This is a genomic window from Arthrobacter sp. NyZ413 (assembly GCF_049390645.1).
Classification (GTDB): domain Bacteria; phylum Actinomycetota; class Actinomycetes; order Actinomycetales; family Micrococcaceae; genus Arthrobacter.
This window is the reverse complement of record NZ_CP155434.1, coordinates 647357-670741: the sequence shown is the minus strand read 5'-3', so window position 1 is coordinate 670741 and position 23385 is coordinate 647357. Positions and strand designations below refer to the sequence as shown.

Genomic DNA, 23385 nt, shown 5'->3' with positions numbered 1-23385 from the left:
CCGCCCTCTCGCAATCGGCCCTGGGAGTGTCCATTTAACGGTGGATTCAGAATTTTAACGGTGGATTCAGAACCCCGTCGGGATCTAACACATCGGAGCAGTTCATATGAAAGCTCATCGGGTACACTTCGACCACAAACGAGTTGTCAGCCCACGCGGATGCCGTTGTCGGCGAGGAACTCGCGGGCGCGGCCTATCTGGCGGTCGGTGGAGAAGGTGTTCCATTCTTCGCTGAGGTTTTCGTCGTGGATGAGGTCGCGGAACCGATGAAAGGCGCCTTTGCCCTCGATTGCGTGCCCGAGCCGTGCCCGGAGGTCCTCATCGTGCTGCCGCCCGGCGAAGGCCGCCATGTCTTCCCAGCCGTCCCGGGAACCGGCAATGTCGAGCCGCAGCCAACGCTCCGGCTCCTCTTCTATATCGATGGCGGTGTCCTCCCCGACGATCATCGGGTCTGTGGCGCTCTCGTCGTATACCTGCCCGGTGCGCAAGTCCAGGTACCCGCCCGTTGAGAGCCCGGGGTCTCCTTCCAACACGGTACTGAGCATGTCCAGGTCCACCGGCACCGGCCTGCCTGCCGGCGGTTCCCGGCGCAGGTAGGCCAGCAGCTCCTCGGCCAGCACCCGGTCACCGGCGTCGGCGCGCCACGTCAGCCGGTTGATGACCGACAGCGCCACCGGCTCGGCCTCCTGGCGTCTGCGCCTAAGCGCAATCGGGATCCCGGCCCCGACCTGTTGCAGGGCATCATCGATCTCGTGCCCGATCACGGCGGCGAGGAAGCCGGCCGCGTCTGCGGCGACGATAGCTGCGCGCAGCTCCGACACGTCGAGCCTGGGCACCTGGACCTGTTCGGGCCAGTCATGCAGCTCCATCGGATGCGGGCGGTCCGGTTTCCGCGGGGTTCGTTGCGGACGCCGTGGGTACGACCCTCTCTGCCGCAGGATGAAGCTCCCGGGCGCCGGCCCCTGTTGGAGGAGCCGGGCCGCGGGCCTGCCTGTAGGTCGTCGCTTACCTGGTTCCGAGGAAGATCGGGTTCGTCAGGGCCGCCATTGGGCCCAGGAGCAGTGTCGAGCCCATGTTGGTGCCGTTGCTGGGGGTTCCGTCGGGCATGGGGTGGCGGACCTCGACGCGCACGTACGCCGAGAGCTGCGCGGTGGTGACCCAGGTGTGGGTGCCTTGGCCTGAGGCCGGCAGCGTGACTTGCTGGGTCTGGCCTTCATCGGTGATGATCCGCAGGACGCCATTCGGAACGCCCGCGACGTCGACCTTCACGGTGACCGGCACGTCCGGGGCGATGTCCAGCCGGTCCCCGACGCCGGCTTTGCGTCCCCCCGCGGCAACGGTGAGGTCGAGCGCAATGTCAGCGGATTCGGCGATCCAGCTGCGTCCGTTGCGGATACCTTCCAGAAGGGCGTCCCGGGACAGTGCTGCCGCGTTGACCACATTGTGCGGCAAGCCGATGACCTGCGGCGCGCTGTGCGCGTCGCTGTTACCCATGGCCGGAACCCAGCGGCCGCCGGTCCGGACCGAATGGGCGAGCATGGAGTCCCAGGTGTTGATCGCGTACTCGTCGTCCGCGGTCCACGGGCCGGTCCACACTTCGACGGCATCGGCGTCGTCGTAGCCGAACTTCCAGCGGCACGCGACATATGGGCAGTAAGGGTGGGCAGGCACGACGAGCCCTCCGGAGGCGTGGATGTGCTGTGCTTCCTGTTCGAAGCCCTTGTCGCGGGCCCGGTAGCGCCAGTCGATCCAGTCCCCCGGCTCGATTCCCAGGGCAAGGTAGTGGCCGTTGCGGGTGGTGACTTCCTCGCCCGTGAGGATGAGCAGGTCATCCCCTGCCAACGGGCCCCACACTCCGTGGGAGGCAGGGGTGTTGTGGTCGGTGCTGATCATGAAATCCAGCTTCGCGGCCCGTGCGCCGGCAGCTACCTCGGCCGGGGTGCGCTTGCCGTCGGAGTAGACGGTGTGCAGGTGCGCGTCGCCCCGATACCAGGCGGCTCCCCGGCCAGTGACCTGCGTCGGCGGGTATTGCGGACGGAACGCCGCACCGTCAGGCCCGTACTCGAGGGTCACGTTCACGGTGTAGTCCATGCCCTGCTCGGCGACCTGATAGGGGCCGAGTGCGATGTTCCAGGTGCCCTTGCCGACAGGACCCGGGAGATAACCCGGGGTAGCCTCAGCGGCGCTGATGAAGAACTCAGTCCGGAAGCCGCCGGACCATCCACGGAAGCCCTTTCCGGCAAGGTCGGTGCCCTTTTCGTCAAAGACCCCGATGTCGCAGGAGTTGGACAGCAGCCCCGCGGCAACCATGGGCTTGCTGTAGGTGTAGGAAACGCTGATCTTATTGACCCCGGCGGGAACCTGGACCGGCAGGTACACAAAGTCCGCAGCACCGGGATCCAAATGCCCGGTAATGGTCTGCGTCTTGCTCGTGCCCGTATCGGCGGCCGCGAAGGACATCGGCGCCAGGGTCACGGCCGCACCAGCCAGCGCGGCGGCCAGGAAACCACGGCGGGAAGGAGACAGGGAAACACTTTCGGCCTCGTGGGCCTTACATGGTGAAGTCACCAACAGAGTCTCACGATGCGGACTTAACCCGGGGCGGCAGGGCAATGAACGGAGGCTGAACCGGAGTGATTAATTGGGAGCCGCCTAGCACTTATGGTCACCCGTGCGGCCTCAATGCCGTCTTCGGAATTGATCCCGTCTTTGTAGGCAGAGCGGCGGACGATCACACTTTCCGGAACATTCCGGCGTTTCCACTTGCGCTCGTCGCCGACGTTCCGCCAGACTGTCCTTGGATCCACGAGACAATCACTTCTCCGGTCCCGCCCGCCTGATAATCACGGCCGGCCACCGCCCCATCATCGAATGCCGGGCACACCCACGAACTCCAAGTATTCCCTCCTCCCTTGTGCAGCCGCGTCCCGAGCGAGCACCCTCGCCTTTCCGCGACGCGGCCCGAGCCTCGAAAGTGAGAACACCATGATCAAGCATCTCCCCGACCTCGTTCTGGAGATCACCGCCCGCGAACCGGGCATCATCGAAACCGAACTGAACGCCGCCGTCGAAACCATCATCAAGCAGGCCGAACGGGAGCGCTCGTGCGGCATCCTGGTCACCCAGCACGGATATGACCGCTACACCGTTGCCCTCGACCCCGATGTCCCCTACGGCGAGACTCGCGAACGCCGGGAATGGGATACCCATGCCAACACCCCCAAGCTCGAGGTCTCGGCGGACCAACCCATACAGCGCGCCGCATAGGCCCACCGGGTGGGCACCGCTGCGAAACCGGCCGCGTTCGACGGTTCCTCCGCCTCAACCGACAACCGGCCGCGCAACAGACCGGCTCGTCGATCCGGTGGTCGGCTACCACGAGGCCTGGAAGGATCGCGCGTCGGGGCGATGGCGACGGCGGCCGGTTATTCAAGTGGATCTGGTATGAAAGGCCAATGACCCCGTACAAGTCCGAGCCGCCTTTGGGTGGTTCGCGTGCCCATATCAAGTCGATGTTCCCGTCGCTGGTTCGAAGCGAACAGCGGGTAGCGCAGTTGTGCCTTGATTCGCCGGAAACCGTGGCGAGGATGTCCGTGGCGGATTTGGTCGCGCAGACCGGGACTTCGCCGGCGACGATCGTGCGGGCCTGCAAGAACATGGGCTTCGACGGGTTCCAGCACTTGCGCCAGGTCCTGCTGCGCGATTTGGGGGCGGCGGCCCGGGACGGCCTCGAGCACGGGGAAACGGGTGCAACGGGCGAGCCCGGGTCCTCCGAGCATTTGGTGACCGGGATTTTCTCCCGGGCCGCACACGACATCCGCGGGTCCCTGGCGTCCTTGGATTTTGCGGCGTTCGATGCCGCTGTGAACGCCATCCGGGGCGGAGGTCGTCTGGTGGTGGTTGCCAACGGCGCGTCCTTGTTTCCCGCGCAGTCCCTGGCGCTGCGGTTCCTGGCCTCGGGAGTGAGCTGCGAGGCACCGTCGGACATCGTGTCGCAGCACATCACCGCGAAACTCCTCTCGGAAGGGGATGCCTGCATTGCGATCAGCGACAGCGGAATGAACTCTTTCACGATCGGTTCGGCGCGGATCGCCGCCGAACGCAAGGCCACCGTGATCGGGGTGACCAGTTACGCCAAATCCAAACTCGCGGACCTGGCGACCCACACCCTGGTCGCCGGAGCAGAATTCCACTCCTGGAACGACCAGCTTCCAATCGGAAACATCGTCCAAATGCTCGTCCTCACCGCCCTGCACGCCGCCGTGACGGCCGACTCCCTCGACGTCGAGCGGGCCCGCTCGGCCGTTTTCGAGGAAGTCCTGCACATGGTGGAAAACCCGGAGTAGCAGTCGTGCGCGCCGGGGGTGGTTTCAAGTGTTTCCGGTCCGCGCACAAGGAGTTCACGCGCCGCCCACCACCCGTTCATCATCGGCCACCACCCTTCAAGGGTAAGACGTTTCCTGAACGATTCGAATTAGGAAATATCGTTTCCCCCGGAGGTGCTCGTGGGCCGACTTGTGCTCAACCAGCTGTCGCGTTCGTTCAAGAACGTGCAAGTGGTAAAGAACGTATCCCTCACCGTCGAAGACGGTGATTTCCTGGTCCTGCTTGGCCCCAGCGGCTGCGGCAAGACCACCCTGCTGCGCATGATCGCGGGCCTGCTCGAACCCACGTCAGGGTCGCTGGAACTGGACGGGACGGACATCACCACCGCCCCGTCCAAGAAACGCGACCTGGCCATGGTCTTCCAGAGCTACGCCCTGTACCCGCACCTGAGCGTCGCGAAGAACCTGGCTTTCCCGCTGAAGGTGCGCCGGACCGCCAAGCAGGAGATCACAAAGCGCGTGGAAGCCGTGGCCGGCATGGTCGAGATCGGCCACCTGCTGGAGCGCAAACCCAAGGAATTGTCCGGCGGGCAGCGCCAGCGTGTCGCCGTCGCCCGTGCCCTGGTGCGCGAACCGAAGGCCTTCCTGATGGACGAGCCGCTCTCCAACCTGGATGCCAAGCTCCGCACGGCGACCCGGCAGGAACTGGCCGCCCTGCACCAACGCCTGGGAGCGACGTTCATCTACGTCACGCACGACCAGGTGGAAGCCATGACCATGGCCACCAAGATCGCACTGCTCAACGGCGGCCAGCTCGAACAGCTCGGCACCCCCGAAGAGCTCTACGACACGCCCGCATCCGTGTTCGCGGCCGGGTTCCTCGGCTCACCCGCCACCAACCTGATCGACGCGGAGCTTGCCGCCAGCAACGGCTCCATCACCGTCATGGCCCCATCCGTGGAAGCCGTGCTGTGGGCCGGTGAAACGCCCCGGCGCGACATCGTGCTGGGGATCCGCCCCGAACACCTGACCCTGCACGCCGCCGGTTCATCCGCGGCCGCGCCCAATACCGGAGCAGCCCTGCGCGGCACCGTCGAGCTCTCCGAGAACCTCGGCAGCGAACAGGTGATCTACTGCCGCGTCGGTGACAAGCGCGTGGCCGTGCGCGCGCCGCGGAACCACCGCTGGCAGACGGGAACCGCCGTCGTCCTCAGCGCCGACACGCCCCACCTGCATCTCTTCGATCGCGCCAGCGGCCGGCGCCTTCAATGGCAGCCCGACGCGACCCCGGCACGTACCACCGCCCCGCCACAGCCGGCAGCAGCCCTCTAGCTTCTCCCTTGTTCCCCAGCTCTGCCCCGGCTTCGGACCCCACCCGGACCGGCACTCCACCAAACCAGTCGTCAGCCACCCCTGAACCCAAGGAAACATTGTGCGCCTTCTCCGTTCACTTGCACTGACCATCGCGGCCGGCACGGCCGCCGTGGCACTGGCCGGATGCTCCGGCACCTCCCAGGCCAGCACCGTGGCCAAGCAGATCCCCGAACTGTCCCCGGACCAGCAGGTCAACATCACGTTCGAGAGCTACAACCTGGCCCAGGCCGGTGTCTGGACGGACACCGTCAAAGGCCTCGTCGCCGACTTCGAAAAGGCCCACCCGAACATCCACGTCACCGCACAGGCACCGCAAGGAGGCGGCGCCGTCGGGTCCAACACCGTCAGCAGCGTCCAGACCCAGCTCCTCGCCGGCCACGCCCCCGACGTCGCGCAGCTGACCTTCGATTCGCTCGACTTCGCCGCCACCCAGCTCGGCGCCCAGCCAATCAGCGACCTCGTCGGCCAGAAAGCCGTGGACGACGCCCTCGGCGGCGCCCACCCCTTCCACCCCAACGCCAAGCACCTGGCCGACTGGAACGGCAAGACCTACGGCATCCCCTACGTCTTCTCCACCCCGGTTCTGTTCTACAACGCCACCAAGCTCGCCGAGGCCGGGGTGACCAACCCGGACCTGTCCACTTGGGACAAAGTCGAAGCCGCCGCCAAGGCCGTGTCCGCGAAAACCGGGAAACCCTCCCTGGACATCTCCTGCACCAGCATCGGCGGGAACTGGTGCATGCAGGGCATCTTCAAATCCAACGGCGCCCAGGTCCTCTCCGATGACCGCAAAACCATCGGCTTCGGCTCCGACGCCGCCGTGGACACCGTCACGAAACTCGCGCAACTCACCAAGGACGGGGTACTGCGCAACGCCGACTCGAGCGCCCAGTCCGAAGGACTAGCCAAGGGCGACACCGCGTTCATCCTCACCACCTCGGCCCTGCAGGGCTCGTTCATGGCCGCCGCAACCAAGGGAGGCTGGGACCTGAAGGCCGCCGGGATGCCCTCCTTCGGCGACAAGCCCGCCGTGCCCACCAACTCAGGCTCGGCCCTGTTCGTCCTGTCCCAGGACCCCGCGAAACAACGCGCCGGTTGGGAACTGATCAAGTTCATGACCAGCGACCACGCCTACGAACAGATCTCCACCAAGATCGGCTACCTGCCCCTGCGCACCTCCCTGACCGCGCCCGGCGGGTCCCTGCACGACTGGGCCCAGAAGAACCCCCTTCTGGCCCCCAACCTCGCCCAACTGGACCGCCTCCAGCCTTGGGTTTCGTACCCGGGCAACAGCTACGTGCAGATCGACGACATCCTCGGCAAGGCCGTCGAGAACGTCGTCTACTACGGCAAAGATCCCAAATCCACCATGGCCGACGCCCAGAAACGCGCCCAGGACCTGATCCCCTAACTTCCGCGCTCACCCAGAAGGACTACAAACGTGACAACCACTACCGAGGACGAGGTCTTCGGAACCCGCAACCGCCCCTACCCCATCGAGGGCACCTACAACTTCCGCAGCACGGCCGGCCATTCCACGACCGCCGGACCGCGGGCCGTGCGCGACGGCAAGCTCTACCGTTCGGACGCGCTCCACGCGCTCACCGACGCCGGTCGCCGCCAGGTCTCGGAACTCGGCATCCGGCTCGTCATCGACCTGCGCGACCACACGGAACTGGCGACGTCACCCAGCAGGCTCGACGGGCTCGACGTCGTCACCCACCACCACCCGGTCTTCGAGCACGGCAACGTCCCCGGCACCGCGGCGATCACTACCCTGCCGGAGATCTACCGGCTCATGATCACCCGACACGCCCGGCGGCTCGCCGACGCCGTCCGCCTCATCGCCGACTCCGGAACCGACCCCGTACTGGTCCACTGCACCGCAGGCAAGGACCGCACCGGCGTCGTGGTTGCCCTGGCGCTCCTCGCCGCAGGAATCGAGCGCGACCACGTAGTCCTGGACTACGCGGCCAGCGAAGAAAACCTCGCCGGCGAATGGGCCGAAACCATGATGACCGCCATGGCCGCACACCCCGGCCTCGGAACCGGCGAGGAACTGCGCCAAATCATCACCGCAAGCCCGGCCACCGTCCTGGCGGACACCCTGGACCTCGTGGACGAACTGTACGGCGGCGCCGCCGGACTGCTGAAGGCACACGGCTTCAGCGACGCCGACCTGACACGGCTCACCGACGTCCTGACCACCACCCGCTGACCCCTCAACTGTCAAGGAGACACCCATGAACACCGAAGCCCAGCACCCCGCCCCCGAACACTTCATCCTGCACATCAGCGACACCCATTTTGTCGCCGATAACGACCTGCTCCACGGCAGTGTGGACAGCGACGAAAACCTCCGCCAGCTCTTCCACGACTTCGCCAAAGCGCAGGTCAAGCCCGAAGCCATCGTGTTCACCGGAGACCTCGCCGACACCGGACGCCCGGACGCCTATGTGCGCCTGCGCAACATGGTCGAGCCCGTGGCAGAAGAACTCGGAGCCAAGATCATCTGGGTCATGGGCAACCACGATGAGCGCGCGGCCTTCCGCGCCGGGCTGCTCGACTCCGACGCCGGCCAGGAATCCGTGGACATCGTCCACGACGTCAACGGCCTGCGCATCATCGCCCTGGATTCCACCGTCCCGGGCAAACACCACGGTGAAATCACCGACGAGCAACTGACCTGGCTTCAAGACGTCCTGGCCACCCCGGCACCACACGGCACGCTCATCGCCCTGCACCACCCGCCCGTCCCCAGCCCGCTTCCCATCATGGCGAAGTTCGAACTGCGCGAGCAGAGCCGATTCGAAAAGGTCATCGAGGGTACGGACGTCCGTGGCATCCTGGCCGGCCACCTGCACTACTCCACGTTCAGCACCTTCGCCGGCGCACCCGTGACGGTCGCCTCCGCCACCTGCTACACCCAGGACCTGAACGTGCCGAAAAACTCCATGCGTGGCCAAAACGGTGCGCAAGCATTCAACCTGATCCACCTCTACCAGGACCGGATGCTCAGCTCCGTCGTGCCAATCGGTGAATTCTCCACCGTCTACACCGTCACCGCGGAGCAGATGGCAGCGTTCGAGAAGATGAGCCTCGAAGAGGCCACCGCCGCGATGACCGCCCCCGGTGAAGAGTCCGACGCCGGAGCCTCCGCCGGCGTCGAACTCACCGGAAGCGTCCGCTAACCCGGGCGGCATCGGAAGGAAACCACACAGCATGTTCATCGAAACGGCCGGGCCGGCAGCAGGGATCACCCCTGCCGGCCCGGCCGGGCTCCCGGCCCCGCAACGACGGACCCGGCGCGCCCTGAGCCCCTACCTCTACATCCTCCCCGCCGTCATCCTGCTCCTCGTCTGGACCTACTGGCCGTTGGGACAGACCGTCAACCTGTCCTTCAACGACTGGAACCTGATCCCCACCCGGCCGAAACAGTACGTCGACGTGCAAAAATACGCGAAGGTCCTCAGCCTGCCCGAACTGCACCAGGCGCTGATCAACACCGGCCTGTACATCCTCGCGTTCCTGGGCATCTCCGTGGCCCTGCCGCTCGTATTCGCGCTGCTCTCCCGGAAGGTCCAAGGCAAAGCCCGCACCGTCTACCAGGCGCTGATCTTCGTGCCTTTCCTCATCACCCCCGTGGCCAGCAGCGCGATCTGGCGGTGGCTTTTCGCCCCCGACGGCGGAACCATCCCGGCCATCGCCGCCGCCCTCGGCGCCCCGATGGGCAACGTGTTCCGCGACCCGGGCGGGTCGATGACCGCCGTGATCGTCATTGTCGGCTGGCAGATGCTCGGTTTCGGCGTCCTGGTCGTCTCCGCCGGCCTGGCCGGCATCAGCCCCGACTACGCCGCCGCGGCATCAATCGACGGCGCCAGCGGAACCCAGATCACCTGGCGGATCATCATCCCGTTGCTTTCCCCAAGCCTGGTGTTCCTCTCCCTGATGACCATCCTGCTCTCCGCGCAGTGGACCTACCCCATCATCGACCTCGTTACGCAGGGCGGGCCAGGGAATTCCTCCACCAACATCTACTACCTGCTCTACCAGTTCGGCTTCAGGAATTTCGACGCCGGCCTGGCCTCCGCAGCCGGCACCCTGTTCTTCCTCGGGTTCGGGCTCATCGCCTTGGTCTTCGTGGAGCTCTCGGAACGACTCAGCTTTTACGACAACTAGAAAGGACCTCCATGGCCTTCATCACCATCGCCCCGCCATCCCAACCCGCACACCCACATACCCCGGAAACGTCAAGCGTCTCCGGACAGCCCGGCGTCGCCGGTCCGCCCCGTGCCGCGGGGATGACGACGGCGGACCCCGCAAGCGCCGGGCGCCTGCGCACCGGGCCCGCTCGAGTCCTGAAGCTGCGCTCCGTCCCCAGCCATGTTCTGCTGATTGCCCTGGCGGCCACCTCGATCTTCCCGGTCTACTGGATGTTCGTCACAGCCTTCCGGCCCTCCTCGGACGCCCTGTCGGTCAACCCGCTGCCCGGCCCGCTCAGCCTGGAAAACTTCCAATACGTCCTGACCACCATCCCGATCGCCGGGATGCTCGCGAACACCTTCGGCATGGCACTGACCCTCGCGGCGTCCCAACTGCTCGTGGCCATCCTGGCGTCCTACGGCTTCGCCCGCTGGGACTTCGCCGGGAAAAAGGCGCTCTACCTGCTGTTCGTCGGCTCGTGGCTCGTCCCGTTCCAGGTCACCATGATTCCCAACTACCTGCTCATCTCCCAGCTCGGCCTGCTCAACACGATCACCGGGGTGGTGCTGCCCCAACTGTGCTCCGCGTTCGCCGTCATGATGCTGCGCCAACACCTAGAGGCCTTCCCCCAAGACCTCCTGGACGCCGCCCAGATGGACGGACGGTCCTCCTGGCGGAGCCTCTGGGAAGTCGTGGTGCCCAACCTGCGCCCCGCCCTGGCCGCCCTAGGCATCATGCTGTTCATCAGCGCCTGGAACGAATATCTCTGGCCTTCCCTGATCATGCAGAAATCCGACGCCCTCATCCAGGTTGGCATCCGGGCGTTCCTCGGCGCCGAAGGAAACAACTGGGGCGCCATCATGGCAGCATCATCCCTGGCATGCCTGCCGATCTTCCTGATCTACATCTTCCTGCAACGCTACGTCGTGGATGCCTTCATCCGATCCGGACTTAAATAGGCGCCAACCTCCGGTCCCCTACCTCTGGACCGCCGCCCGGCGCACGAGCCCCGCGTACAGTCCGTCCTTGCGGAGCAATTCGTCATGCGTTCCTAGCTCCGCCACGCGTCCGCGGGCCAGGACCGCAATTTGATCGGCATTGCGCACCGTTGAAAGCCGGTGCGCGATCATGATCGTTGTGCGCCCTTCAGCCAGTCGCTCGAGCGCTGCTTGGACCTGCGACTCGGTGTTGTTGTCGAGGGCGCTTGTAGCCTCATCCAGTACCAGGACGCGGGGGTTGCGCAGCAGCGTACGTGCGATTGCCAGGCGCTGCTGTTCGCCTCCGGAGAAGCGATACCCGCGGCTGCCCACGACCGTGTCATAACCGTCTGGCAGGGAAATGATGAGGTCGTGGATCTGGGCGGCCCGTGCTGCCGCGATAAGTTCAGAATCGTTGGCGTCGGGTTTCGCATAACGCAGGTTTTCGCGCACTGTCGCGTGAACGAGGTACGTCTCCTGGGTGACGACGCCCACGGCGGAGGCAACGTCAGCCAGCGAAAGGTCACGCAGATCGACGTCGTCCAGCAGGATCCGGCCGGCCGCCGGGTCGTAGAGCCGTGCGACAAGACCCGCAAGGGTCGACTTACCGCTTCCGGTGGCGCCGACCAGGGCGAGGCTTGTTCCGGCCGGTATCGACAGGTCGACTGCGTCAAGCACGGTTTCCTGGTCGTAGGCGAAGCTGACGTCCTCGAAGCGGATGTTCCCCTGTACAGTTTCAGGATGCCGTGCCTCAGCAGGGTCTGCGATATCAACCGGCAGGTCGAGATATTCAAACACGCGGCTAAAGAGCGCAAGGCTTGAAGTGACATCGATACCGACGTTCAGAAGGCCAATGAGCGGGCGAAAAAGGGAAGCCTGAAGCCCCACGAAGGCTACGAGAGTGCCAATCGTTATGCCGCCGCCCGTCACGGGGACACCGGCTGAGAGGTAAAGAACCGCAGGAACGGCTGCGAACATCACCTGCATGGTAGCCATCCGCCAGCGTCCAGCCAACTGGGAACGGACCTCAAGATCGATCAGTTCGTGGCTCGTGTCCTCAAACCTTCGGCTTAAAGCAGGGCCGGCGTGAAGCGTCTTACTCAGCCGGACAGCACTGATGCTCAGTCCCTCCTCGATCTGCACATGCAGGTCCGCGAGCTTGGCTTGGCGCAGACCGGTGATCGCGTGGCGCACGCGAGCGACAGCCCGCGTTGTCACGGCAGCCGGCGGAAGTACCAGCAGGCTGACGATGGCCATCCGCCAATCGAGGGTGAACATCGCCGCAACCGCACCAACGACAACGGTCACGTTTGAGGCGATGCCAGTGGCCGTGCTCGTCACAACGGACTGCATGGCCCCGATGTCGTTGACGATGCGCGATTGGATCTCTCCCCCGCGGGTTCGGACAAAGAACCGCATGGACTGGCGCTGAAGATGCCCGAAAACATCGCTGCGGAGCCGGTGCATGACCTCTTGGCCCACTCGCGTCGCCACGAGGGTCTGCCCCACACCCAAAGCTGCGGTCAGTGCGGCAACGGCAACCATTCCGCCAGCACACATCAGCAGGAGACCCAGGTTCCGGTCCGGAAGAGCCTGGTCGATGATAAGGCGAACGAGGAAGGGCTGCGTCAGGCCGGTAAAGGAACTTGCGGCCACGAGAAACAGGACGAGGGCAACTTTCCCGAGGTGAGGACGAAAGAGCCGCCCGACGCGACGGATTTCAACTGGGTGCTCCGCCAATTGACGCTTGTCGGCCTTGGCGGCGCTCGGCCCACGGCCGCTCGCGCTGCCAGGGCCCCCGGGAGCACGGCCGCCTTGAGGTCCTCCGCCGAACGGTGTCAACAGACTGGTCATGGTCTCCTTGCATCAGTGTCGACTCTCAGTGTCAAGGACACGTTAAACTGAGGTTACCTCACTATGAGGAAAATGACATACCAGTAGAATGGGTCAGGTGGACAGCACAGGAGACCTTCTGATGAACGCAGCCAAAGGGCTGCGGCGCAGCCATGCCCGCGTCATGGCGCAGTGGGACGTAACCCTGGGGCAGGGCCGGGCGCTGCGTGTTGTCAGTACGACGCCCGGGGTAAGAATTTCATCAGTCGCCGACGTCCTGGGCATAGCGCCGCGCTCTGCCACGGAGGTGATCGACGGCCTTGAGGCGCGGGGGCTCGTCAGCCGTGCGGCGGATCCCCATGATCGACGCGCTACGTCTGTCCTGCCCACTCAGGAAGGACTGCGGGTGCACAGACTCATTGCCGAGGCCCGTGAGCGGGCAACGGTCGAGTACCTCTCGCGTCTCGTTCCGGAGGACCACGAAGAATTGAGGCGCCTGCTCGGTCTCCTCGTCCACGATGAAGCCCAACGGGCAGGATCGATTGCCGGTCATGGCCGGTAAATGAGAAACCGGGCGCCACGAATGGGTAAGGGCTGCACTGGCTGTGTCGATAACGGTAAGCAATGGCAGGCCCGGCGATTCGGCGCCGCCCAGCAACAACAAGCGGAAATCCGAATTAAGGTGAGTCCGGCCAATAAGTGTTCGAATGGCCCCGGCCGATGCAGTATGACTGAGTCTGGCCGATCACATGAGAAAGCGCAGGACAAGAACTCAGCCAGCGCTGGGCCCTCGTCAAAACCGAGATCGGCCGGCCCGAATCCCGAAACCCGTCCAAGATTGCCACCTGGAGGCCAGCGGGATCCTAGCCTGGCGGAAGTTTCACCGGTTTCACCAGTTTCACCTACTTTTACCCCTGAGGTTCCGCGCAGCCTTCAAGCCAACAGCAGGCGCGCCGCTCCCTCGGATCCAGGGGCACAGACAAAATCGTAATGCTCATTGCCGCGGAATCGATCACACGACAGCATCGCCATGCGGCGATGCTGTCGGACGGACAGCCCCGGGCCCCCGGCGAAGGCCGGCAGTGACATGCTCCCGCTGCTCGACGAGCACGGAGACGGATCTCCAGCGCGAAAAATCACGGCTTCCTCAGCCGCCGGTTGAGCCAACAACCGCCGCAACGTCAGCTGATCCAAACTAGACGCTTCAATCGTCCAAAGAACTTTGGACAATCCGACGGAACATCTGGACCGGGACACTTCGCGAACTCGGCGAAGCCCCTACACTTTCCGTCATGGGGCGTGAGGCAAAGTCCGCAGCATGGTCATGGCCGGTGATCGGGCGGGCCGCGGCTGGCCTCTGTGCGGCGGCCAATCTGTCGATTCTTGGTGTGATCATCGCCGACGCGGTGACCAGCAGCACTGCGGCGGTGCTCGAAGCCATGGCACCCCCGAAAGGGCCCCTCGGGCTCCTGGCTTTCGGGGTACATGCCTCGATCATCCTCGGCGCCGTCGTCGCGGTGAACTCACTCCCAGGCCCCGGTTACGGGAAGAACATCTTCAGGCGCAACGACCTCTCTGGCCTGAGAAAAGCTGCCCCTGCACTACCGCTCCTTGCCGTTTCGTCCCTGCTCTACTGGTGCGGCTACATGGGCGTCACGGAGTTCGCATGGAGGCACAACCAGCCCAGGTCGAACATGGCAGCCGTCAGCGCAGACACTGCTGTTCTCGGAGCAGCCGCCTTCGCCCTCTGGCTGATCCTCATCGCTCTCGGAATGAGACCACGGCGCTCTCCGGGAAACACCCCGCCGGAACAGCCCTAGCTCGCCCGCCGCCGTCGCCCGCCGCCGCCCTCTCGCGGCGACAGCGGGATCAGCGCAGTACGAAAAACAACGTACTGCGCACTTCTCTCTGTCTGGAGACAAATGGCGGTTGGAATGAGCACTTTTCGTTCTTCCCTCGGGAGTAAACCCGCACGTCAAACCCCAACTAAGAGCCCCCTGTCGGATTCGAACCGACGACCCCCGCTTTACAAGAGCGGTGCTCTGGCCAACTGAGCTAAGGAGGCATGCCCCGGCGGACCGGAGCCTCGTCGCCCCGGCAGCCGGGGCTTCACACCCCGGCGGACCGGAGCAAACACAACCGCACCGGAACCGGTGCGCAAGCGCTAAATAAGGGTAGCCCACGACCTCCCGCCCACGGAAATTCCGCGGGACGGGAGCCAAGGAAATTCCGCCAGGGCTGGAAGATGTTCGGGCACGAGGCCATTAAAGCCAACGAGCCGCCCCTTGTCGGGACGGCTCGTTAGCCCCTTGTCGGGACGGCTCGTTGGGCTAGCTTGTCGGGACGGCTCGTTGGGCTAGCTTGTCAGGACGGCTCGTTGGGCTAGCTTGTCGGGACGACTCGACGGCCCAAGCTAAGCGATTACTACTTCTTCGCAGCGATGGCCGCGTTCAGCACGGTGGTGAAGTCCGTCTTGTTGTCCCACTGCTGGCCGTCGACGAAGACCGTGGGCGTTCCCGTGACCCCGATGACGGAGGCCTCCTTCGTGATCACCTTGACGAATGGCCTGTATGTCTTGCCGTCGACGCAGGAGCCGATGTCCGCGGATCCTGCCTGTGTGGCCATTTTCTTGAGGTCGTTGTCCGAAATGCCTGCACTGCCTTCAGCGGGCTGCTGGGCGTAGAGCAGGTTCACGAAGTCGGAGTAGTGCTCCGGGGACACGTTGGCCACGCATGCCGCCGCGTTGGCTGCGCGGGAGGAGTAGTTGGTGGTGGAACTCGCGTCAAGGAAGCCGAGCGGGCGGTACTCCAGCGTGATCTTGCCGTCGTTGCGCAACTGTGTCAGCTGGTCGTTGTAGGTGGATTCGAAGTTCTTGCAGATGGGGCAGATGAAGTCGATGTAGGCCACCACCTTCACCGGCTTGCCCGCTTCGGCTTCGGCGCCGGGCGCGGTGATCGTGGCCGGTTTGGTGGCTGGGGCGGACGGCAGGCTCGCGAGGCTGACGGTTGAGGCCGCCGACTTCGTCACGTCGCTGCCCTTCAGCAGCGTGACGCCGCCGTGCACGTTGGCGTTGGCCGGCGTCGGGCCCTGATCGGCGATCGGCGCGTTGTTGGCGATGTTCTGGGTGACTACGAGGGCCACCACCGCGAGGATCGCGACGACGGCAACCACGATGCCCCAGCCGATGAGCAGCTTGTTGCGCTTGTCTTTCTTGAGCTGAGCTTCCCGGATCTGCCGGGCCTTCTCGCGGGCCTGGGCGGTGCGCTCTGCCTTGGACAGGCGTGGTTCGTTTGCGGGGCTCATCAGTTCCTCGTGGTTGGTCGAACAGCGTTGATCTAGCTATGGCATCGGGGCCATTTTACGGGAGAAGACCGGGGTCTTGGGCTCCGGTTTGAGGAACGAGCAGGTGCCCTCGAAGATTCCCGCCGGTAGGGTGGGAGGTGAGTCACAAGCAACGCCAAGGGGCTGAAATGCAAGAAACGGCAAGCGAAAAAATCGACACCACGCCCGAAAACAGACAGTCGGCGGAAGCCAGGAAATTCGATTTCATGGTTGTTTCCAACCGCCTTCCGGTTGACCGCTGCAGCAGTGATGACGCGGAAAACGACGACGACGGGTGGCGGCGTTCTCCCGGCGGCCTGGTGACTGCCCTGGCACCTTTGATGATGAAGGCCGACGGCGCGTGGGTCGGCTGGCATGGCGCCCCGGACGAGTCGCTTGAACCGTTCAGCCACGACGGCATCGATATTGTTCCGGTGGCACTCAGCACGGACGATGTTGAGTTGTATTACGAAGGTTTTTCGAACGCCACCCTCTGGCCGCTCTACCACGACGTCGTTGCCCCACCGGAGTTCCACCGAGCGTGGTGGGACAGTTATCGCCGGGTCAACCGCAGGTTCGCGGACGCCGTCATCGAGCACGCGGCACTGGACGCCACGATTTGGGTACAGGACTACCAGCTCCAGCTCGTGCCGAACATGCTCCGCCAATCACGCCCGGACTTGCGGATCGGATTCTTCAACCACATCCCGTTCCCGGCGCCTGAGATCTTCGCCCAGTTGCCGTGGCGGCGCGCCATCATCGAGGGCTTGCTCGGTGCGGACCTGATCGGCTTCCAACGGCCGAGCGACGCGGCGAATTTCATGCGTTCGGCCCGCCGTTTCGTTGGCGCGAGCGTCAAGCAGCAGCAGATCCAGGTCAAGGGGCCCGAGGGCGAGGTCTCCCATGTGGCGCGCGCCCAGGCGTTCCCGATCTCCATCGCGGTGGACCAGATCAGCGAGTTGGCGCAGCGGCCGGACATCATCGAGCGTGCCCGCCAGATCAGGCAGGACCTTGGCAATCCGAAAACCATCCTCCTGGGCGTGGACCGGCTGGATTACACCAAGGGCATCGGCCACCGGCTGAAGGCCTTCGAGGAGCTCCTCAAGGAGGGGCGCCTGACGGTGGAGGATGCCACGCTCATCCAGGTGGCGAGCCCCAGCCGCGAGCGCGTGCAGCAATACCGGCTCCTCCGCGAGGAGATCGAGGGCACGGTGGGCCACATCAACGGCAGTTACGACACCATCCAAAACACTGCCGTCCGCTATCTCCACCACAACTACCCCATAGAAGAGATGGTGGCCATGTACTTGGCGGCCGACGTCATGCTCGTGACGGCATTGCGGGACGGCATGAACCTTGTGGCCAAGGAGTACGTCGCCGCCAGGACGAATGACACGGGCGCGTTGGTCCTGAGCGAGTTCACTGGGGCCGCGGACCAGCTCAAGCAGGCGCTCCTCATCAATCCCCACGACATCGACGGGCTCAAGGGCACCATCATGAGGGCCGTGCACTTGCCCGCGAACGAGTCGCGCCGCCGCATGCGGTCCATGCGCAAGGAGATTTTGGAGCACGACGTCGACCATTGGTCAGCGGGTTTCCTCGCCGCCCTGGCCGAAGGGGAGCTGGGCGATGACTCGTGAGTCCACGCCCCTGAGCCTCCCGCCGGAGCTGCTCGACGCCGTCCGCCGGATCGCGGGAACCGAACGCCTCCTGGTCGCCATGGATTTCGACGGCACCATTTCACCGATCGTGGACCGCGCCGGCGACGCCCGGCCGCTTGGGCGTTCGGCAGCCGCTTTCGCCGGACTCGCCAAGCTTCCGCGTACGACGACGGCACTCATCTCCGGGCGGGCGCTGGCCAGTTTGCGGGCGGTCGCCTCGCCCCCTGACGCCACGTTGCTGATCGGGAGCCACGGTGCCGAGGCGTGGCTTGGCCCGGGGTCGGTGGGACTCCAGCTCGATGACGCGCAGCGCACGCTCCTCGCGGAAGTCCGCGAAGTCCTGGACGGTATCTCGAGGGAAGCTCCGGGGACGGTCCTCGAGGACAAGCCGGCCGGCGTCGTACTCCACACGAGGCTCGCCGCGGACGACGTCGCGGAAGACGCCGTGGCGGCCGCACGCGCGGTCCTGGACGGTTGGCCGGGGGTCTACCTGAAGGACGGCAAACGCGTGTTGGAAACTTCGGTGGTGCATTCGTCGAAGGGCGAGGCCGTCGAATTCCTGCGGCAGGCCACGGGCGCCACTGCGATCCTTTTCGCGGGGGACGACCTGACGGACGAAGACGCGATTGCGAGCTTGCGCACGGGTGATGTCGGGGTGAAGGTCGGGCTGGATTTCACGCAGGCCGAATTCCGTGTGGAAGCCCCGGTCCACGTCGCCGAGCTGCTCGAATCACTCCTTCGCGAACGCCGGCTCGAAATTTCCCGAGACACATTTCACATGTGACCTTCGTAACATTTGCGCGAATAACCCGCACCCCTGCAATACTCTTGGGTGTGATGTGACGCACACATACCGTGCGGCATCACACGAAATCCCCTGCCCAGGGCTCCAGCTCGGGGTGGGGGTTCCAATTGAATACACATGAACCATTCACAACGGATCGTCCGGCACGTACCTGCCGGTGAAGGGATTGATAACTGTGGCTACAGTTACTTTTGATAACGCTACGCGTCTGTACCCGGGCACAGATAAGCCCGCCGTCGATAAGCTCAACATCGACATCGCCGATGGCGAATTCCTGGTCCTCGTTGGACCCTCCGGTTGCGGTAAGTCCACCTCCCTGCGCATGCTCGCAGGCCTTGAGGACGTGAACTCGGGCCGCATCCTGATCGGCGACCGCGACGTCACGGACGTCCCGCCGAAAGACCGCGACATTGCCATGGTTTTCCAGAACTACGCCCTTTACCCGCACATGACCGTTGCGGACAACATGGGCTTCGCACTCAAGATCGCCGGCGTTTCCAAGGAAGAGCGCGCCGAGCGTGTCCGCGAAGCAGCCAAGCTCCTTGACCTCGAGCAGTACCTGGACCGCAAGCCGAAGGCGCTCTCCGGTGGCCAGCGCCAGCGTGTCGCCATGGGCCGCGCGATCGTCCGTAACCCGCAGGTCTTCCTCATGGACGAACCGCTCTCCAACCTCGACGCCAAGCTCCGCGTCCAGACCCGCACCCAGATCGCGTCCCTGACCCGCCGCCTCGGCGTCACCACGGTCTACGTGACCCACGACCAGGTCGAGGCCATGACCATGGGTGACCGCGTCGCGGTCCTGAAGGACGGCCTTCTGCAGCAGGTCGACACCCCGCGCAACCTGTACGACCGCCCGCGCAACGTCTTCGTGGCCGGCTTCATCGGCTCCCCCGCCATGAACCTGCTGGAACTTCCCGTCGTCGACGGCGGCGTGCAGTTCGGCGGAACGGTCTACCCGGTCCAGCACGACGTCCTCGAGGACGCCACGGGCAAGACCGTGACCCTCGGAACCCGTCCGGAAGACCTCGAAACCGCAACCCCGGGCGACGGCCTCCAGGTTGAGGTGGACGTCGTCGAAGAACTCGGCGCCGACGCCTACGTCTACGGCCACACCACGCTGGACGGCAAGAGCCACGACATCGTAGCACGCGTCGACGGCCGCCGTCCCCCGATGAAGGGCGAGTCCATCTGGGTACGTCCGCAGCAGGGCCACGTGCACCTGTTCGACACCAAGACGGGCCTGCGCCTGGGCGACTAAGCCCCACCGGCTCCAAGCCATCCGCACCACCGACGGCGGCCCCTCCACTGGACGGGCCGCCGTCGTCGTTAACAGCACCCCCGATACGGAAGAATTGACCCATGAGCGAGCAAAGCGGTGCCCAGTGGCATGACGAACCCACCGACTACGGGCAGATCGGAAAACTGCCCCGCACCGAGGCCGCCAGCGCGAATGACACCACCCCTCCCGCGAGCGTCATCGGTTCCCTTAACATCACGGCCGCCGCGGCGGATCCCGAACTCCTCGACTTGCCGTGGCACATCGCCCTCGAAGAATGGCCGGCCGAGAACCTCGCCGCCCTCCCCCGGGGTATTTCCCGGCACATCGTGCGCTTCGCGCACTTGGGCGGCTCCGTCATCGCCATCAAGGAAACGTCCGAGCACGTCGCCCGGCACGAGTACCACATGCTGCGCAAGCTGGCCCGCCTGGATGTGCCGTGCGTCGAGCCCGTCGCCGTCATCACGGGCCGCACCACGGTGGACGGCAGGCCGCTGAATCCCGTGCTCGTCACACGGCACCTCAAGTTCTCCATGCCGTACCGTGCCTTGTTCTCGCAGATGCTCCGCCGGGACACCCTCACGCGGCTCATCGACGCCCAGGCATTGCTGCTCGTCCGGCTGCACTTGATCGGTTTCTATTGGGGCGACGTTTCCCTGTCCAACACCCTGTTCCGCCGCGACGCGGGCGCGTTCGCCGCGTACCTCGTGGACGCCGAAACGGGCGAGCTTTATCCGGACCTGTCCAAGGGGCAGCGCGAATACGATCTCGAGATCGCGCGCGTGAACATCGCCGGCGAACTCATGGACTTGCTCGAGGGCGGCCTCATCGAGGAGAAGGTGGATCCGGTGGCGACGTCGGAACTCATCATGGACTCGTACCGTCGCCTCTGGGCGGAACTCACCGAAAAGGAGTCGTTCGAGCTCGGTGAGCGCTGGCGCGTGGGCGCCCGCATCCGGCGCCTCAACGAACTCGGCTTCGACGTCGAGGAATATGCCATCAAGACCACCCAGAACGGTTCCACCATCCAGCTCCAGCCGAAAGTCGTCGACGCCGGCCACCACCAGCGCCGCCTGCTCCGCCTCACCGGCCTGGACGCCCAGGAGAACCAGGCCCGCCGCCTTCTCAACGACATGGACTCCTTCAGGGCGGACAACAACCCGGACCTCGACGAGGAAATCAGCGCCCATGCCTGGGTCAGCCGGATCTTCGAGCCGATCGTCCGGTCCATTCCGCGGGACCTCGCGGGCAAGCTCGAACCCGCCGAAGTGGTCCACGAGGTCCTCGAGCACCGCTGGTACATGAGCCAGAAGCAGGACCGCCACATCCCGCTGGCTGAAGCCGTGCAGTCCTACTTGGACACCGTGCTCCGGCACCGGCGGGACGAGGCAGCGATCATGCTCAACCCGGACACGGCCCTGCTCAAGATACTCGAAGCCGAAACCGAGGAATCCCGGTACGACGAAATCGACGAATACCCGGACTCCGACGACTAATCGAGTTTGTGTACAGATCCCACCCCTTAAAACGCTTCTTAAGGGTGGTTATCTGTACACAAACTCAGGGCTCGAGGGTCTCCGCCAGCCCGGCGAGCACCGGCTCGCGGCCCAGTTCGATGTGTGAATAGGCCAAGCTGTACGCGAGCTCGGCCTTTCCGCTGACAATCGCGTTGCACAACTCCATGTGCTCATCACGCTGCAATTCGTTGCTGCGGTTGTGCGCGAGCCCGAAAATCCACCGCATCCGGCCGAAAAGCGGCTTGACCGATTCGATGAGCAGGCGGTTGCCGGAGACGCGGACGATTTCGGCGTGGAATGCGGCGCTAAGGCGTACGACGTCGTCCGTCCGGTCGTCGTCTATCGCTTGCCGGGCTTCCTCCACCAGATCGCGCAAGCGGCCGTCGGACCCGCCCGCCGCGACGCGCATCGCCGCCGCGCGGGCGGCGAAGGTTTCCAGGCACAAGCGGACGTCGAAGAGCTCATTGACATCGGTGAGCGTCAATTGGCGCACCACCGCACCCCGGCGCGGAAAGGTCTCCACGAAGCCGTCCTGCTCAAGGCGTTGGATGGCTTCGCGCACGGGAATGCGCGAAACGTTGTAGAGCTCGGATAGTTCACGCTCACGCAGGCGCGTTCCCTGTGCGAATTCTCCAGCCACGATCCCTTCGAGGACCAGTTGGTAGACCTGTTCGGCCCGGGCTTCGTCGTCGCGGCCCGTCAGCGTTTCCGGCATCGGCGTTGGCCACCCTTCTTTCAGCGCTCCACCCGAGCATACACGGGCGGAAACAGCTCATCCGCGGTCCGCCGCGACGCGTCGCGCAGCGAAAAGGCATCCCCCATTTTGTGGAAGAGCTCCTGCCCCTTGCGGAAGTCCAAGACGTGGCGGGCGCCGGCCTTCGTGATCACGGAGTTTCCTTTCGAGAGTGACTACTCTCACAGATACTACTGTTTGGTATTCCAGATAGCTGCATTGTCTGTGATTTACATCGCACCAGTCGGGCGCTACTCTGTCTTTGGTATACAAAAGCTCCGGAGCTTGCTCCTTGGACCATGAATCGAGCACCCTCGTTGACCCAGCTACAGTCCACTGTCGAACCCACTGCTGAGAGTCCCTCCCCCGATGCATCTTCCGGCACGGCCTCGGGCGCGTCCGCCGCTGAGGCAAGATCCCTCCTCGCTACGGCCTGGTTGCGGATCCGCCGTAGCAAGATCGCCCTCTTGAGCCTGTGCATCGTGGTGGCCATCATGTTGTTCGCTGTCCTCGGCCCGATCCTGAGCGCGATGTCAGGCAACGATCCCTTCACTTCCAACACCAGCCCGGACGTCCTGGACGACCTCCAGACTCCAGGCCTGCCCCTTCCGGGCTACATGTACCCCTCGGCCGCACACTGGCTGGGCGTAGAACCCGGGCTTGGGCGAGACCTGTTTTCCCGCCTCGCCTACGGCGGCCAGGTCTCACTGACCATCGCTTTGTTGTCCACCGCGGTCTCCGTGGTCCTCGGAACCGTCATTGGCGCGGCCGCGGGCTACTTCGGCGGAAAGACGGACGCCATCATCAGCCGGATCATGGACCTTTTCCTGGCGTTTCCGCACCTCCTGCTGGTTCTTTCGCTCACACCCATCCTGCAATCACGGCTTCGGAACACGGCCCTGGGCCAAGGCAGCTTCCTCCCCATGGCCTCACTCGTGATCATCCTGGGCTTCTTCGGCTGGGCCTACCTCGCACGCATCGTACGGGGCCAAGTGCTGAGCCTCCGCGAGCGCGAATTCGTCGAGGCCGCGCGGTCCTTCGGAGCCTCCCACCTCAGCGTGCTGTTCCGCCAGATCATCCCGAACGTCATGGGCGTCGTGCTGGTATACGCCACGATGCTCATCCCTACGAACATCTCTGCCGAAGCGGCGCTGTCCTTCCTCGGCGTCGGCGTCAAGGACCCTACGCCGTCGTGGGGCCAGATGCTGAACGCGGCGCAGTCCGGCAACTGGTACCTCAGCGATCCGTGGTTCCTCGCCGTCCCCGGCGTCATGCTCATCGTCACGGTGCTCGCGTTCAACCTGCTCGGCGACGCCGTTCGCGACGCACTCGACCCTAAGGCCTCGCGCCACTAGCCTCC

21 protein-coding genes and 1 tRNA gene are annotated in these 23385 nt (G+C 64.8%); 15 read left to right on the top strand and 7 right to left on the bottom strand.

Annotated features, from left to right (window positions below; genetic code table 11):
- Window positions 1-146: 146 nt before the first annotated feature.
- Together ABCW42_RS03220 and ABCW42_RS03215 are read right to left on the bottom strand one after the other, a co-directional pair.
- Window positions 147-869, bottom strand: a complete 723-nt coding sequence (locus ABCW42_RS03220; protein WP_423183491.1) for a UPF0158 family protein — start codon at window positions 867-869, stop codon at window positions 147-149.
- A gap of 136 nt (window positions 870-1005) precedes the next feature.
- A complete protein-coding gene (locus ABCW42_RS03215) occupies window positions 1006-2568 on the bottom strand; it encodes a CehA/McbA family metallohydrolase (protein WP_423183490.1) in 1563 nt (520 codons plus the stop codon).
- 417 nt (window positions 2569-2985) lie between these two features.
- On the opposite strand from ABCW42_RS03215, the gene ABCW42_RS03210 reads away from it, so the two are divergent.
- The 8 genes from ABCW42_RS03210 to ABCW42_RS03175 all read left to right on the top strand — a co-directional run bounded on the left by ABCW42_RS03210 (window position 2986) and on the right by ABCW42_RS03175 (window position 10861).
- On the top strand, window positions 2986-3267 hold the full coding sequence (locus ABCW42_RS03210) for a hypothetical protein (RefSeq protein ID WP_423183489.1): 282 nt from the start codon (window positions 2986-2988) through the stop codon (window positions 3265-3267).
- A 188-nt stretch (window positions 3268-3455) separates the two neighbouring features.
- On the top strand, window positions 3456-4346 hold the full coding sequence (locus ABCW42_RS03205; protein WP_423183488.1) for a MurR/RpiR family transcriptional regulator: 891 nt from the start codon (window positions 3456-3458) through the stop codon (window positions 4344-4346).
- A gap of 159 nt (window positions 4347-4505) precedes the next feature.
- The gene (locus ABCW42_RS03200; protein ID WP_423183487.1) at window positions 4506-5657 is read left to right on the top strand and encodes an ABC transporter ATP-binding protein; all 1152 of its coding nucleotides are present in this window, start codon (window positions 4506-4508) and stop codon (window positions 5655-5657) included.
- Window positions 5658-5757: 100 nt separating this feature from the next.
- A complete protein-coding gene (locus ABCW42_RS03195; RefSeq protein WP_423183486.1) occupies window positions 5758-7110 on the top strand; it encodes an ABC transporter substrate-binding protein in 1353 nt (450 codons plus the stop codon).
- A 30-nt stretch (window positions 7111-7140) separates the two neighbouring features.
- The gene (locus ABCW42_RS03190) at window positions 7141-7917 is read left to right on the top strand and encodes a tyrosine-protein phosphatase (RefSeq protein ID WP_423183485.1); all 777 of its coding nucleotides are present in this window, start codon (window positions 7141-7143) and stop codon (window positions 7915-7917) included.
- 25 nt (window positions 7918-7942) lie between these two features.
- Complete coding sequence (locus tag ABCW42_RS03185) at window positions 7943-8890, top strand: phosphodiesterase (protein WP_423183484.1); 948 nt, start codon at window positions 7943-7945, stop codon at window positions 8888-8890.
- A gap of 31 nt (window positions 8891-8921) precedes the next feature.
- Window positions 8922-9878, top strand: a complete 957-nt coding sequence (locus ABCW42_RS03180) for a carbohydrate ABC transporter permease (protein ID WP_423183483.1) — start codon at window positions 8922-8924, stop codon at window positions 9876-9878.
- 11 nt (window positions 9879-9889) lie between these two features.
- Window positions 9890-10861, top strand: coding sequence for a carbohydrate ABC transporter permease (locus ABCW42_RS03175; RefSeq protein ID WP_423183482.1), 972 nt, complete (start codon window positions 9890-9892; stop codon window positions 10859-10861).
- Window positions 10862-10879: 18 nt separating this feature from the next.
- Here the strand turns inward: ABCW42_RS03175 and ABCW42_RS03170 are convergent, their stop codons facing one another.
- A complete protein-coding gene (locus tag ABCW42_RS03170; protein ID WP_423183481.1) occupies window positions 10880-12733 on the bottom strand; it encodes an ABC transporter ATP-binding protein in 1854 nt (617 codons plus the stop codon).
- Between the two features lie 97 nt (window positions 12734-12830).
- On the opposite strand from ABCW42_RS03170, the gene ABCW42_RS03165 reads away from it, so the two are divergent.
- Both ABCW42_RS03165 and ABCW42_RS03160 read left to right on the top strand, forming a co-directional pair.
- Entirely contained in the window at window positions 12831-13274 is a 444-nt protein-coding gene (locus tag ABCW42_RS03165) for a MarR family winged helix-turn-helix transcriptional regulator (protein ID WP_423183480.1), read from the top strand.
- A gap of 730 nt (window positions 13275-14004) precedes the next feature.
- On the top strand, window positions 14005-14532 hold the full coding sequence (locus ABCW42_RS03160; RefSeq protein WP_423183479.1) for a hypothetical protein: 528 nt from the start codon (window positions 14005-14007) through the stop codon (window positions 14530-14532).
- A 171-nt stretch (window positions 14533-14703) separates the two neighbouring features.
- Here ABCW42_RS03160 and ABCW42_RS03155 read toward each other — a convergent pair.
- Window positions 14704-14777, bottom strand: a tRNA-Thr gene (locus tag ABCW42_RS03155).
- A 359-nt stretch (window positions 14778-15136) separates the two neighbouring features.
- Window positions 15137-16015, bottom strand: coding sequence for a DsbA family protein (locus tag ABCW42_RS03150; protein ID WP_423183478.1), 879 nt, complete (start codon window positions 16013-16015; stop codon window positions 15137-15139).
- A 167-nt stretch (window positions 16016-16182) separates the two neighbouring features.
- Here ABCW42_RS03150 and ABCW42_RS03145 point away from each other — a divergent pair, with 167 nt between their 5' ends.
- From ABCW42_RS03145 to ABCW42_RS03130, 4 genes are all read left to right on the top strand, one after another.
- Window positions 16183-17673, top strand: coding sequence for an alpha,alpha-trehalose-phosphate synthase (UDP-forming) (locus ABCW42_RS03145; protein WP_423183477.1), 1491 nt, complete (start codon window positions 16183-16185; stop codon window positions 17671-17673).
- Entirely contained in the window at window positions 17663-18478 is an 816-nt protein-coding gene (gene otsB, locus ABCW42_RS03140; RefSeq protein WP_423183476.1) for a trehalose-phosphatase, read from the top strand. The genes ABCW42_RS03145 and otsB overlap by 11 nt, the downstream gene beginning before the upstream one ends.
- A 196-nt stretch (window positions 18479-18674) precedes the next feature.
- Window positions 18675-19757: an ABC transporter ATP-binding protein gene (locus ABCW42_RS03135; RefSeq protein ID WP_423183475.1), complete on the top strand. Its 1083-nt coding sequence runs from the start codon at window positions 18675-18677 to the stop codon at window positions 19755-19757.
- Window positions 19758-19858: 101 nt separating this feature from the next.
- Window positions 19859-21271 (top strand): DUF4032 domain-containing protein, encoded by a 1413-nt coding sequence (locus ABCW42_RS03130; protein WP_133206897.1) that lies wholly within the window; start codon window positions 19859-19861, stop codon window positions 21269-21271.
- Between the two features lie 64 nt (window positions 21272-21335).
- Here ABCW42_RS03130 and ABCW42_RS03125 read toward each other — a convergent pair whose 3' ends face one another.
- Both ABCW42_RS03125 and ABCW42_RS03120 read right to left on the bottom strand, forming a co-directional pair.
- Entirely contained in the window at window positions 21336-22007 is a 672-nt protein-coding gene (locus ABCW42_RS03125; protein ID WP_423183474.1) for a GntR family transcriptional regulator, read from the bottom strand.
- Window positions 22008-22027: 20 nt separating this feature from the next.
- Window positions 22028-22180: a hypothetical protein gene (locus ABCW42_RS03120; RefSeq protein ID WP_423183473.1), complete on the bottom strand. Its 153-nt coding sequence runs from the start codon at window positions 22178-22180 to the stop codon at window positions 22028-22030.
- Window positions 22181-22324: 144 nt separating this feature from the next.
- Here ABCW42_RS03120 and ABCW42_RS03115 point away from each other — a divergent pair, with 144 nt between their 5' ends.
- The gene (locus ABCW42_RS03115) at window positions 22325-23380 is read left to right on the top strand and encodes an ABC transporter permease (RefSeq protein WP_423183472.1); all 1056 of its coding nucleotides are present in this window, start codon (window positions 22325-22327) and stop codon (window positions 23378-23380) included.
- Window positions 23381-23385 lie beyond the last annotated feature (5 nt).